13 protein-coding genes are annotated in these 12,196 nt (G+C 37.3%); 10 read left to right on the top strand and 3 right to left on the bottom strand.

Annotated features, from left to right (window positions below; genetic code table 11):
* The first annotated feature begins 397 nt into the window (after positions 1-397).
* Positions 398-1,294, top strand: coding sequence for a DMT family transporter (locus tag AA0X95_RS21965; RefSeq protein ID WP_413301580.1), 897 nt, complete (start codon positions 398-400; stop codon positions 1,292-1,294).
* Between the two features lie 25 nt (positions 1,295-1,319).
* Positions 1,320-2,090: a Cof-type HAD-IIB family hydrolase gene (locus tag AA0X95_RS21960; protein WP_413301578.1), complete on the top strand. Its 771-nt coding sequence runs from the start codon at positions 1,320-1,322 to the stop codon at positions 2,088-2,090.
* 38 nt (positions 2,091-2,128) lie between these two features.
* On the opposite strand, the gene def is transcribed toward AA0X95_RS21960, so the two are convergent.
* A complete protein-coding gene (gene def, locus AA0X95_RS21955) occupies positions 2,129-2,683 on the bottom strand; it encodes a peptide deformylase (protein ID WP_413301576.1) in 555 nt (184 codons plus the stop codon).
* 173 nt (positions 2,684-2,856) lie between these two features.
* Here def and AA0X95_RS21950 point away from each other — a divergent pair, with 173 nt between their 5' ends.
* The 6 genes from AA0X95_RS21950 (at position 2,857) to AA0X95_RS21925 (ending at position 9,268) form a co-directional block, all read left to right on the top strand.
* The gene (locus AA0X95_RS21950) at positions 2,857-3,519 is read left to right on the top strand and encodes a YkyA family protein (protein ID WP_413301574.1); all 663 of its coding nucleotides are present in this window, start codon (positions 2,857-2,859) and stop codon (positions 3,517-3,519) included.
* Positions 3,520-3,944: 425 nt separating this feature from the next.
* Entirely contained in the window at positions 3,945-5,060 is a 1,116-nt protein-coding gene (pdhA, locus tag AA0X95_RS21945; RefSeq protein WP_413301572.1) for a pyruvate dehydrogenase (acetyl-transferring) E1 component subunit alpha, read from the top strand.
* Positions 5,061-5,063: 3 nt separating this feature from the next.
* Positions 5,064-6,041: an alpha-ketoacid dehydrogenase subunit beta gene (locus AA0X95_RS21940; protein ID WP_413301570.1), complete on the top strand. Its 978-nt coding sequence runs from the start codon at positions 5,064-5,066 to the stop codon at positions 6,039-6,041.
* Between the two features lie 77 nt (positions 6,042-6,118).
* A complete protein-coding gene (locus AA0X95_RS21935) occupies positions 6,119-7,444 on the top strand; it encodes a dihydrolipoamide acetyltransferase family protein (protein WP_413310161.1) in 1,326 nt (441 codons plus the stop codon).
* A 5-nt stretch (positions 7,445-7,449) separates the two neighbouring features.
* Positions 7,450-8,865, top strand: a complete 1,416-nt coding sequence (gene lpdA, locus AA0X95_RS21930) for a dihydrolipoyl dehydrogenase (RefSeq protein ID WP_413301568.1) — start codon at positions 7,450-7,452, stop codon at positions 8,863-8,865.
* Between the two features lie 160 nt (positions 8,866-9,025).
* Positions 9,026-9,268 carry a hypothetical protein gene (locus AA0X95_RS21925; RefSeq protein WP_413301566.1) on the top strand — a complete coding sequence of 81 codons (243 nt, stop codon included), beginning with the start codon at positions 9,026-9,028 and terminating at the stop codon, positions 9,266-9,268.
* A 21-nt stretch (positions 9,269-9,289) separates the two neighbouring features.
* Here the strand turns inward: AA0X95_RS21925 and AA0X95_RS21920 are convergent, their stop codons facing one another.
* Positions 9,290-9,724, bottom strand: a complete 435-nt coding sequence (locus AA0X95_RS21920) for a DUF1885 family protein (protein ID WP_413310159.1) — start codon at positions 9,722-9,724, stop codon at positions 9,290-9,292.
* Between the two features lie 163 nt (positions 9,725-9,887).
* Here AA0X95_RS21920 and AA0X95_RS21915 point away from each other — a divergent pair, with 163 nt between their 5' ends.
* Positions 9,888-10,187: a DUF3055 domain-containing protein gene (locus AA0X95_RS21915; RefSeq protein WP_413301564.1), complete on the top strand. Its 300-nt coding sequence runs from the start codon at positions 9,888-9,890 to the stop codon at positions 10,185-10,187.
* 321 nt (positions 10,188-10,508) lie between these two features.
* A complete protein-coding gene (locus tag AA0X95_RS21910) occupies positions 10,509-10,631 on the top strand; it encodes a GapA-binding peptide SR1P (RefSeq protein WP_307289124.1) in 123 nt (40 codons plus the stop codon).
* A gap of 62 nt (positions 10,632-10,693) precedes the next feature.
* Here the strand turns inward: AA0X95_RS21910 and AA0X95_RS21905 are convergent, their stop codons facing one another.
* Positions 10,694-12,166: an aminotransferase class I/II-fold pyridoxal phosphate-dependent enzyme gene (locus tag AA0X95_RS21905; protein ID WP_413301561.1), complete on the bottom strand. Its 1,473-nt coding sequence runs from the start codon at positions 12,164-12,166 to the stop codon at positions 10,694-10,696.
* Between the last annotated feature and the right edge of the window lie 30 nt (positions 12,167-12,196).

Here is a 12,196-nt window from a genome sequence, read left to right as displayed (position 1 = left end):
TAAATATGAAAAGTATGTAAAAGAATCGCTGTTTTTACAATGTACAATAACGAAGGAGCCCTTCGCAAGTTTGAAGGGCTCGAAATATTTAGGCAATGGATTTCTTTCTTAGTAAATCATTCCACTGTTTTAAGAGCTTTTTCCGGAGCTTCTTTAACATAGTGGATCATCTCCTTACCTCTTATTTTATACGATCCTTGTCCAATGTAAAGCAATCAATGGTAGAATATTGCAGGTTTTTAAAAAGAAAGGGTTTTTTTACTATTATGATATGATAAAAACGCATATTTTTTCATGGATAAACATGGAAGATTCATGACTAATTACAAATTGACATTTATAAATAGAAGGTTTAGTGTTTTAAAGGAATAAATTAAATAGAAGGAAGAATGGTGAGATGGGAAAATTATTAAGTGCATTGGCTGTATTGAGCCTTATTTGGGGAACTTCATTTTTATTTATAAAATTACTTTTAACCTCTATGGATCCTGTGGTGGTAGTTTTTGGCAGATGTCTATTTGGGTCAATGATACTGCTATTAATTGTGGTATTGAAAAAGAAGAAATTGAAACTAAATACACTTCCGTGGTTCCAATTGTTGCTTGTAGGGTTAGCTAATAATGCCCTCCCATGGCTGCTGATTAGTTCAAGTGAAACAAAACTCACTTCTGGTATGGCTTCTATTATTAATGCAACAACACCAATTTGGACCTTAATCATTGGAGCTTTCTTTTTTTCTTCATCTCTAAGAAAGAATCAATGGATTGGCATAATGATTGGTTTCCTCGGCATTTTTATTTTATCCGATTTTAAATTAGGGGATATTTATTCAGGAAATGTAATCGGCATTCTTTTAATGACAGGTGCAACTCTGTGCTATGGAATTGGTTCTCATCTGTCTAAAAAATATTTAGCTCATTTATCTGTGCTTGAAACCTCGTTCTTTACTTTACTATTTTCTACTGGATTAAGCTTAATCATGGTGCTTGTTAAGACGCCACATTCACTTACAACTTTTGTCAATATGAACACCGTAGGACCCTTTGTTGGGCTGGGAGTTTTAGGATCGGGCATCGCCTATCTGCTTTATTACTATTTAGTGAAAGAAGGTAGTGCAGAATTTGCCTCTCTTGTTACCTATCTTGTGCCCGTTTCAGCAATAATCTGGGGTACTACTTTATTACAAGAAGAATTACATCTTTCCATGTTGGTAGGATTACTTATCATATTTGCTGGTGTATATATTTCAACCATCAAATCAAAGGAAAAATCAAACGCAACCTTCACAGCATAGTTCGAGCAAAAGGAGTTATTTTAGTATGAGAAAAATTGTATTTTTTGATATAGATGGGACACTGCTTGATCATGAAAAAAATCTTCCTGCAAGTACAAAGAAGGCTCTCCAACTGTTAAAGGATAATGGAGTTTTTGTGGCCATAGCTACAGGCAGAGCCCCATTTATGTTCACAGGTTTACGGGAGGAATTAGAGATTGACTCTTTCGTAAGTTTTAACGGGCAATTTGTAGTCTTTGAGAATGAGATAATATATGAGAACACCTTAAATGAAAAAGAATTAGAAAGACTTTTTCAGCAGGCTAAAACAAACGAACATCCGTTAGTCTTTATGAATGATAAGACAATGAAATCAAGTGTACAGCATCATCCTTATATTGAAGAAAGTTTAGGAAGTTTGAATTTTATACATCCAGATGAAGATGCAAGATTTTATGTGAATCGTAAAATGTATCAGTCCCTCCTTTTTTGTAAGGAACTGGAGGAACAGAAATACGCGGTTGATTATCCGAATTTTAATTTTATTCGATGGCACCCTTATTCCGTTGATATTTTACCAAAGGGAGGATCAAAGGCAGAAGGTATTAAAAAAATGATTGAACGGTTAGGTTTTGAATTAAAGGATGTATACGCATTTGGCGACGGGATGAATGATTTAGAAATGTTAAAAGCCGTTGGAACAGGTGTGGCAATGGGGAATGGGGTAGCAGAAGCTAAGGCCCATGCAGACCTAATTACGACTGATGTATCTGAGAATGGTATATGGAACGGATTAAAGGAACTTCAGTTAATATAAAATAAAAGATGGCTGACTCTACCTGAGTCAGCCATCTTTTAACGTTCAATTGCTGTTGCCCCATCAATTGGTCTTAATGGTTCTTGTTTATCAATATAGTCGTAAAACATAACTCCATTTAAGTGGTCGATTTCATGTTGAAAACAAATAGCAGGTAAACCCTTTAAACGAATTTTAACCTCTTGGCCATCAAGATTAATGCCTTTTACTGTAATTCTTGCATACCGAGGAACAAACCCTGGAATCGCTTCGTCTACTGAGAGACACCCTTCACCTGTTTGTAAATATGCTTTTTCAACGGAATGACTTACGATCTTTGGATTAAAAAGAGCGTAGCTATAGAGCACACCTTTTTCATCTGTTACATGCACCGCAATCATTCGTTTGGAAACATTAATTTGTGGAGCAGCTAAACCTATTCCAGGACGTAAACCAAATTTTGTTGCAATTTCGCTATTCTGGCTGTTTATAACGTATTCCAGCAAGCTGGATAAAATTTGTTTATCTTCTTCAGATGGCGGCATAACAACTTCCGCAGCCACTTTCCTAAGAGTTGGATGGCCATCTCGAATAATATCCTCCATCGTTAACATAACTTTCACTCCTGTGTTCAAAAAAGTAATTGGTAACCATAGTCTATCAAACAATAGATAAAATGTTAATCATTGATTCATGATATACATATCCAACTCTAAATGGTGCTCAATATTGTCAAATATTCCAAGTATCGATATAGTAGGAGTTGAGTAAGATTGGAGGGTGTATTGTGTTATTTAAAAGCAAATGGCGTTTTTTTATTTCTGTAATAGCTGTCATTTTTATTATATCTGGATGCCAGGCTAAAGAAACACCTGAAGAAAAGATGTATGATGTTTTGGAGAAGGTTGTAGACAAAGAAAAGGTTTTTGAGGAACAGCAGGACCCCCTAGTTAAGTTAGAGGAAGAAGAGAAAGTTCTATATGATCAGATAATCAAGCTAGGAATGAAAGAATATGACCAAATTGTTAAGCTCTCCGACAAAGCACTGACTTTGACTGAGAAAAGAAAAACACTAATGGAAAAAGAAACAAAGAGCATAAAGGATTCTGAAAAGGAATTTAAGAAAGTGTCTGTAATTAAAGATGATTTAGATAATCAAGAGTTAACAAAACTTGCCAATGACCTTTATGATACCATGACTAAAAGATATAAAGCACATGAGGTATTGTATAAAGAATACTCAGAGGCTTTAAAAAATGATAAAGAACTATATGAGATGTTTAAGAATAAAGACCTTCCTTTAGAAGATTTAGAAGAGAAGGTTGTTCAGCTTAATGAGAATTACAAAAAAGTCTTTGAAGCAAATGAAAACTTTAATAAGTTCACAGAACAATACAATGATAAGAAGTTGGCTTTTTATAAAAAAGCGGGTCTAAATCCAGGGAAATAGGTATACATCAAAAAAATCGGCTTGTAATAGCCGGTTTTTTCTATATTATAACAAATGTCATTCTGTGTTAATTTTATATAACAGAAGTTATTGTTTATTGATACAGATAATTAAATAACTCGAAAAATTAATAATACATAGATGGTGAAAAATTATAAAACATAGTATTTGACGAAGGAAAATGAATGAGGTAAACTCATATATGAGTTAAATAATTGTATCAATTGAGTTACATAAAATAATGATACAGAATAAAATGTTGGCAGAAGGAAGATTTTTCGTTTTATCTTATCTTTTCTGTGAAAAACTATCAATTAGTAATTTCAAGAACTAGGCCAACATGACCCGTGCGTTTTTGGGGTAATCTAACTTAGTGGATTTATTTAAAAATTTTTTCTTTGAATAGAAAGGAAGAGGTGACCCAAATGGCTTCTAAAACTCAGAATGCCCAGCTTAATGCGAAAAAAGCACTCGAAGCTGTAGAGGATCAATTTCAAACACTTCAAATTCTTAATGAAGAAGGTGAAGTTGTAAACGAAGCAGCAATGCCTGATCTATCAGATGAACAACTTCAGGAATTAATGCGTCGTATGGTATATACACGAATTCTTGACCAAAGATCCATTTCTTTAAATCGTCAAGGAAGACTAGGTTTCTATGCGCCAACTGCTGGCCAGGAAGCATCTCAATTAGCATCACAGTTTGCATTAGAGAAAGAAGACTTCATCTTACCAGGTTATCGTGATGTTCCTCAAATGATTTGGCATGGTCTTCCATTATACCAAGCATTCTTATTCTCTCGTGGACACTTCCAAGGAAATCAAATTCCAGAAGGTGTGAACGTTATTTCTCCACAAATCATTATTGGAGCTCAAATCATCCAAGCTGCAGGTGTTGCTCTTGGAATGAAAAAGAATGGTGCAAAATCTGTAGCAATTACGTATACAGGTGATGGCGGAGCTTCTCAAGGTGATTTCTATGAAGGTTTGAACTTTGCGGGTGCGTTTAAAGCTCCGGCTATTTTCGTTGTTCAAAATAACCGCTTTGCTATTTCTACTCCGGTTGAAAAACAATCAGCAGCTAAAACTGTTGCTCAGAAAGCTGTTGCTGCAGGTATTCCTGGAATTCAAGTTGATGGTATGGACCCACTAGCTGTTTATGCTGCTACTCGTGATGCTCGTGAACGTGCGATTAATGGTGAAGGCCCTACATTAATTGAGACGTTAACATACCGTTATGGACCACACACAATGGCAGGAGATGATCCAACTCGCTACCGTACATCTGACTTGGATAATGAGTGGGAAAAGAAGGATCCATTAGTACGTTTCCGTAAGTTCCTAGAAAACAAAGGAATTTGGAACGAAGATAAAGAGAACGAAGTAATTGAAAAAGCAAAAGAAGATATAAAAGAGGCGATTAAACAAGCGGACGCGGCTCCTAAGCAAAAAGTAACTGACCTTATGTCCATTATGTATGAAGAAATGCCTCAAAACCTTAAAGAACAATATGAAATTTATCAAGCAAAGGAGTCGAAGTAAGTCATGGCTCAAATGACAATGATTCAAGCAATCACTGATGCTTTAAGAATTGAGTTGCGCAACGATCCTAAAACACTCGTTTTTGGTGAAGACGTTGGTGTGAATGGCGGAGTATTCCGTGCAACTGAAGGGCTTCATAAAGAGTTTGGCGAAGATCGTGTGTTTGATACACCGCTTGCTGAATCTGGTATTGGTGGACTATCAATTGGTCTAGCATTAACAGGGTTCCGTCCAATCCCTGAAATTCAATTCTTCGGATTTGTATTCGAAGTAATGGATTCTATTGCAGGACAGATGTCACGTATGCGTTACCGTTCTGGTGGCCGTTATAATATGCCGATAACTGTTCGTTCTCCGTTTGGTGGAGGGGTACATACACCTGAACTTCACTCAGACAGCTTAGAGGGCTTAATGGCACAAACACCAGGTTTGAAGGTTGTTGTTCCTTCAACTCCTTATGATGCAAAGGGATTATTATTGTCTTCCATTCGTGACAATGACCCAGTTGTATTCTTAGAACATTTAAAATTATATCGTGCATTCCGTCAGGAAGTACCTGAAGAAGAGTACACAATTCCACTTGGAAAAGCGGATGTAAAACGTGAAGGTACGGATTTATCTATCATTACTTACGGTGCAATGGTACATGAGTCATTAAAAGCTGCAGAAGAATTAGCTAAAGAAGGACACTCTGTAGAAGTTGTTGATTTACGTACAATTAGCCCGCTTGATATCGATACAATTATTGCTTCTGTTGAAAAAACAGGCCGTGCCATTGTTGTTCAAGAAGCACAAAAACAAGCAGGGGTCGCAGCTAACGTGGTAGCTGAAATCAACGATCGTGCCATTCTTAGCTTAGAAGCACCAGTATTACGTGTTACAGCTGCAGATACAATTTATCCATTCTCACAAGCTGAATCCGTATGGCTTCCAAACTATAAAGACGTAATTGAAACAGCTAAAAAAGTTTTAACTTTCTAAAAGAGGATCTACTGAAATCTATATACTATAGGAGATGAATCCCAGTGAGCGCAACCGCAACCACATTCCAATTTAAAATGCCTGACATCGGTGAAGGTATTCATGAAGGGGAAATCGTAAAATGGTTCATCAAACCAGGCGATAAAGTCCAAGAGGACGACGTACTTTGCGAGATTCAAAATGATAAAGCAGTAGTTGAAATCCCTTCTCCAGTAGAAGGAACAGTTTTGGAAGTATTAGTTAGCGAAGGAACTGTAGCGACTGTTGGACAGGTTCTCGTAACATTTGATGCTCCAGGATATGAAAATCTACAATTCAAAGGTGACCATGGTGATGAGGAGCCTAAGCAAGAGGCACCAGCAGCGCCTGCACCAGAAGCTAAGCAAGAAACAGCAGCACCTGCACCAGCGGCAGAAGCAGCACCTGCACCAGCAGCAGCAGCAGCTCAACCTGCAGTGGAAGTAGACCCAAATCGCCGTATTATCGCTATGCCATCTGTTCGTAAATATGCACGAGAAAAAGGTGTTCAGATTGGCTTGGTTGCAGGAACAGGCAACAATGGACGTATTTTGAAGAACGATATTGATGCCTTCTTAAGTGGAGGAGCAGCAGCACCACAGGCGGCACCACAAGCAGCTGAAGCAGTGGCGGAAGCTCCTAAGGCAGCAGCAGCGGCACCAACTCCAATTCCACAAGGGGAATATCCAGAAACACGTGAGAAGATGAGTGGTATTCGGAAGGCAATTGCGAAAGCAATGGTTAACTCTAAGCACACTGCTCCACACGTTACCCTTATGGATGAAATCGATGTAACAAAACTTGTTGCTCATCGTAAGAAATTTAAAGAAGTAGCTGCGGCAAAAGGCATCAAGCTTACTTTCTTACCATATATCGTAAAAGCATTAACAAGTGCATTGAGAGAGTTCCCTGCATTAAATACCTCTCTTGATGATGCAACAAATGAAATTATCCACAAGCATTACTACAACATCGGAATTGCAGCAGATACTGAAAAAGGTCTATTAGTTCCAGTAGTAAAAGATGCTGACCGTAAGTCAGTTTTCACTATTTCAAATGAAATTAATGAATTGGCTGGAAAAGCTCGTGATGGAAAACTTGCTCCAAATGAAATGAAGGGTGCATCTTGCACAATTTCTAACATCGGTTCTGCTGGCGGTCAATGGTTTACACCAGTTATCAACCACCCAGAAGTGGCTATTCTTGGTGTAGGTCGTATTGCAGAAAAACCAATCGTTCGAAATGGTGAAATTGTTGCGGCTCCTGTATTAGCATTATCTTTAAGCTTCGACCACCGAATGATTGATGGTGCAACAGCGCAAAACGCAATGAATCATATTAAACGTCTATTGAACGATCCAGAACTATTGTTAATGGAGGCGTAAGAAAAATGGTAGTTGGAGATTTCCCAATTGAAACAGATACTATAGTCATCGGTTCCGGTCCTGGAGGATATGTTGCAGCAATCCGTGCTGCTCAGCTTGGACAAAAAGTAACCATTGTTGAAAAGGAATATATTGGTGGAGTATGTCTAAATGTTGGGTGTATTCCTTCAAAAGCCTTAATTTCTGCGGGTCACCGTTATGAAACAGCTGTACATTCTGCTTCTTTCGGTATTACAGCTGAAAATGTTAAGGTTGATTTTTCAAAGGTTCAAGAATTCAAGGCTGGTGTTGTTAAGAAATTAACTGGTGGCGTTGAAGGATTACTAAAAGGTAACAAAGTGAACGTTGTCCGTGGTGAAGCGTACTTTGTCGATGCTAATACACTACGTGTTATGGATGAAAAATCTGCACAAACATATACGTTTAAAAATGCTATCGTTGCAACTGGATCACGCCCAATTGAGTTACCTGCTTTTAAATATTCGAAACGTGTTCTAAATTCTACTGGAGCACTTAATCTAAATGAAATTCCTGAGAAGATCGTTGTTATTGGCGGCGGTGTTATTGGGGTTGAGCTTGGTGGCGCCTATGCAAACTTTGGCACGCAAGTAACGATTTTAGAGGGTGCAGATGAAATTTTAGGCATGGGAGTATTTGATAAGCAAATGGCTGCTCTTGTTAAGCGTTCCATGAAGAAAAAAGGCGCGGAATTCTATACAAAAGCATTTGCTAAAGGTGTCGAAGAAACTGAAAACGGCGTAGTGGTGACATTTGAAACAAAAGGCGAAGAAAAGAAAATCGAAGCTGATTATGTTTTTGTCATGGTTGGCCGTCGTCCAAACACTGATGAAATGGGCTTAGAGGGAGCTGGAGTGAAGTTAAGCGACCGTGGCCTAATTGAAATTGACAAGCAATGTCGTACAAGCGTAAGCAATATTTATGCGATTGGTGATGTTGTTGCTGGTCCACAATTAGCACATAAGGCATCATATGAAGCTAAGATTGCAGCTGAGGCTATTTCTGGTCATCCGTCTGAAATTGATTATTTAGGAATTCCAGCAGTTGTTTTCTCTGATCCTGAGTTAGCACAGGTAGGATATACTGAAGACCAAGCTAAAAAAGAAGGCATTGAAGTGGTTGCTGCTAAGTTCCCATTTGCAGCAAACGGTCGTGCTCTTTCTCTTGACAGTGCTGATGGTTTCTTAAAACTAATCACACGAAAAGAAGATGGTCTTGTAATTGGTGCGCAAATTGCCGGTGCAAGTGCGTCTGATATGATTGCTGAACTTGGTCTTGCAATTGAAGCTGGAATGACAGCTGAGGACTTAGCGATGACAATACATGCTCACCCAACACTTGGAGAAATTACAATGGAAGCGGCAGAAGTTGCCCTAGGCAGCCCAATCCATATCATTAAATAATGAAAAATAAAAGTCCTTTCCGAAAAACGGAGAGGACTTTATTTTTTTTCAGCGAATTTTAATATAAAGGAGGTGTTAAAAAAATAACTTATGATTCGATTTTATTCATATACTTAAAATACCAAATGGTTAAAGAGATGGAATTTGAGTGGTGATAAAAATGAGAGTATATCTTGTTATGCTTTTACAATTTATTATTTGGAGCGGATTTACGTTTATTGAATGGCTTTCAAAGCATGATCAACTCATCTATAAAGTCATTATGTTTTTTGTGTTTTTTTACTTAGCCTTTTTAATAGGAAATTACGTCACAAAATCAGTCCGCAAAACCCTCTTTATAACCGCATTAAGCTTAGTTATATATACTTCATTTCATTATACAATGGCACAAATTATGCATTAAAAAAAGCCCCTATAGGAGCCTTTATTTTCTTGGGTAATAATACATGACTCTTTCATTAAAAAGATGAAGCTCGCCTTTAAGCTTCTTAGCAAGAAATTTACAAAATTCATTCGCTTTTCCTTTATCTCCATAAGTAGATTGTTCAGGAAGAGTGACTTGTATGTATGTTTGTTCACTAATAACACCCTCATCATTTTGAATCGATTCGGTATCAACACCAATTAGTATGGCATAGTAACGTTCTATATTGGCTTGTAGGTAAAACCATTTCCCTTTACCGTCTTCAGTTTCTTTGATGTCATAAGGAAAGGCAGATTCTCCAAATTCCCAGCTTACCTGATCGCCTGTTTTGGATGTAATATCTTTATAATAATAAAATAATTCCTTAACCTCATCAATGGTTATCGTTTGTTTTGCAGATGAAGGCACGAGCTTAATAAATGCGTTTACAGCCATCATCATTCCCCCCTATTAGTCCGTAGTATATGCCCTTCTATTCTAGCATTGAATAAAAAGTGATGACAACAATTAGAAGAATTAAATTGTGTTCATTTCTTGTTATTTTTTTAAATATAAATTATAATAATATTCAAAATATTTAATTAAAAGGAGGAGTCTTATGGAATTATTTGATAAGCTCTATGATGAGCATGAAAGTGCAAAAGTGAGGTTCATTGGCTTCACTACTGAAGATACTCGTTATGACTTTGGAATTATTTACACCAATATGTTTTTTGGAAAGCCTCTTGTGATTTGCATGCAAACCGGACGTTCCACACTCCTAGACCCCAAAGATATTGAAGATATTGATTACCTTCAAACCGTATTCCGTATCCCTGATAAAGAGCAGGCCGCTGATCTAGCTGAATTTTTTAGAGAAACACTACCGTCCATTCCTTTTGTCACCCAATATGAATAATAAAATAAGAAAAGCGCAAGCGCCTTGATCAGCCCCGACAGGCAAATGTTCTTCTGCAAGAAAAGTCGCTCTTTGACTTTTATTGCAGAAGGTTATTTGACCCGAGGGGCTAGGCGCTGGAGCTGGACAATTCTCGAAGTCGGATTTTATACTTTCCTAAATGTTAAAAATAGGCCTTAAGTGGTCTTTTTTTTATGATATTTTTTAAATGTGTCATACAAATTAGGCTTGAAATTATTAATGTGATATATTATTATCTAATTAAGGATATTTAAACGCTTTCATAGCATGACATTTAATTATGAAAAGGGGATAGGACAAATGGGTACACTTGTATGTCAAACTTGTAACTCTACTATTGATCATTTTGAAGATGAAAAAGTAACGGTACTATACTCTAAATGCAATTGCTGTGATAACCACCATATCGAAGAAGAAGTATAAATATTGCTACCAAATATAAACAGGCTGACTCATTACTTCGAGTCAGCCTTTATTTTTTATGGTTATTTTATTGCTTTATACTCTTTTATTACATGGATAGTTTTCATTTCATCATCTTCCGGTCCTTGTACAGGTAGGCCCGCTTCTAGATTTTCTTTAATGTAATGAAGATTTTCCTTAGTAATAATCTCACCTGGGATGAAGATAGGAATACCTGGTGGGTACACCATAACAAATTCTGCAATAATTCTTCCTTCAGATTCATCGAAAGGAATCACTTCGGTCTCAGCATAAAAAGCATCTCTAGGGGTTAAAGCCAGTACGGGAATTTCAGGTAACAGAACCTCAACGGGTTCAACCTTTGTTGAACGGTGTTCACATTCCTCAGCAAGCTCTTTCAGGGCTTTTACTAAGAGATTTGTTTCTACTTCTGTGTCACCAAGTGTGATAATACAAAGGATGTTATACAAGTCAGATAGTTCTACTTCAATATTATGCTTTTCTCTCAACCATTTTTCAACATCATAACCTGTTAACCCTAAATCTTTCACTGAGATGATTAACTTGGTCGGATCGTAATCAAATGTGGCATTAGAGCCTAAAATTTCTTCACCAATGCAACGAATATGATCAATTTCATTAATCTTTTTACGTGTGGATTGGGCTAATTTAATCGTTCGATCAATTAATTCCTTGCCTTTTGTTGCTAATTGCTTTCGTGCAGTATCAAGAGAAGCTAATAATAAATAGGATGTTGAAGTCGTTGTAAGCATACTTAAAATCGATTGTACATGCTTGGCAGAGACTAAGCCTTCACGTACATTTAAAATAGAACTCTGAGTCATTGAACCTCCCAGTTTGTGGACGCTTGTTGCTGCAATATCCGCACCAGCCTGCATAGCTGAAAGAGGAAGTTCATCATGAAAATGAATATGAACACCATGTGCCTCATCCACTAGAACAGGAACATCGTAGGAATGAGCAATTTCAACAATTTTCTTTAGGTCTCCAGAAATACCGAAATAGGTTGGATTGATTACTAATACACCCTTCGCATCTGGGTGCTGTTGTAATGCCCGTTCTACGGACTCTGGAGTGATTCCATGAGAAATCCCTAATTCCCTGTCGATTTCCGGATGAATAAACACTGGAATAGAACCAGAGAAAACAATAGCAGACATAATAGATTTATGAACATTTCTAGGAACAATAATTTTCTCACCAGGTCCACAGACAGCCATTACCATAGCGATAATAGCACCGCTTGTACCTTGAACAGAGAAGAAGGTATGGTCCGCACCAAAAGCCTCTGCTGCTAGTTCCTGTGCTTTTTTAATCATACCCTTTGGTGAATGTAAGTCATCAAGGGGACCAATGTTAATAAGGTCTATAGATAGGGCGTTATCACCAATAAATTGGCGAAACTCTGGATCCATTCCAGCCCCTTTTTTATGGCCAGGTATATGAAACTGAGTGGGATTTTTTTTTGCATGTTCCAGTAAACCGCTAAATAACGGTGTTTGATTTTGTGACAATCTAACTACACCTCTTTATAAAGAAATACT

The organism is Neobacillus phoenicis, from assembly GCF_047302305.1.
GTDB lineage: Bacteria > Bacillota > Bacilli > Bacillales > Cytobacillaceae > Neobacillus.
The sequence above is the reverse complement of the archived record's forward strand: the minus strand, read 5'-3'. Positions and strand labels throughout refer to the sequence as shown.

Coding starts and splice junctions, on each gene's coding strand:
- AA0X95_RS21965 (WP_413301580.1), top strand. CDS start 398: ATGGGAAAATTATTAAGTGCATTGGCTGTATTGAGCCTTATTTGGGGA.
- AA0X95_RS21960 (WP_413301578.1), top strand. CDS start 1,320: ATGAGAAAAATTGTATTTTTTGATATAGATGGGACACTGCTTGATCAT.
- def (WP_413301576.1), bottom strand. CDS start 2,683: ATGTTAACGATGGAGGATATTATTCGAGATGGCCATCCAACTCTTAGG.
- pdhA (WP_413301572.1), top strand. CDS start 3,945: ATGGCTTCTAAAACTCAGAATGCCCAGCTTAATGCGAAAAAAGCACTC.
- AA0X95_RS21940 (WP_413301570.1), top strand. CDS start 5,064: ATGGCTCAAATGACAATGATTCAAGCAATCACTGATGCTTTAAGAATT.
- AA0X95_RS21935 (WP_413310161.1), top strand. CDS start 6,119: ATGCCTGACATCGGTGAAGGTATTCATGAAGGGGAAATCGTAAAATGG.
- lpdA (WP_413301568.1), top strand. CDS start 7,450: ATGGTAGTTGGAGATTTCCCAATTGAAACAGATACTATAGTCATCGGT.
- AA0X95_RS21925 (WP_413301566.1), top strand. CDS start 9,026: ATGAGAGTATATCTTGTTATGCTTTTACAATTTATTATTTGGAGCGGA.
- AA0X95_RS21920 (WP_413310159.1), bottom strand. CDS start 9,724: ATGGCTGTAAACGCATTTATTAAGCTCGTGCCTTCATCTGCAAAACAA.
- AA0X95_RS21915 (WP_413301564.1), top strand. CDS start 9,888: ATGGAATTATTTGATAAGCTCTATGATGAGCATGAAAGTGCAAAAGTG.
- AA0X95_RS21910 (WP_307289124.1), top strand. CDS start 10,509: ATGGGTACACTTGTATGTCAAACTTGTAACTCTACTATTGATCATTTT.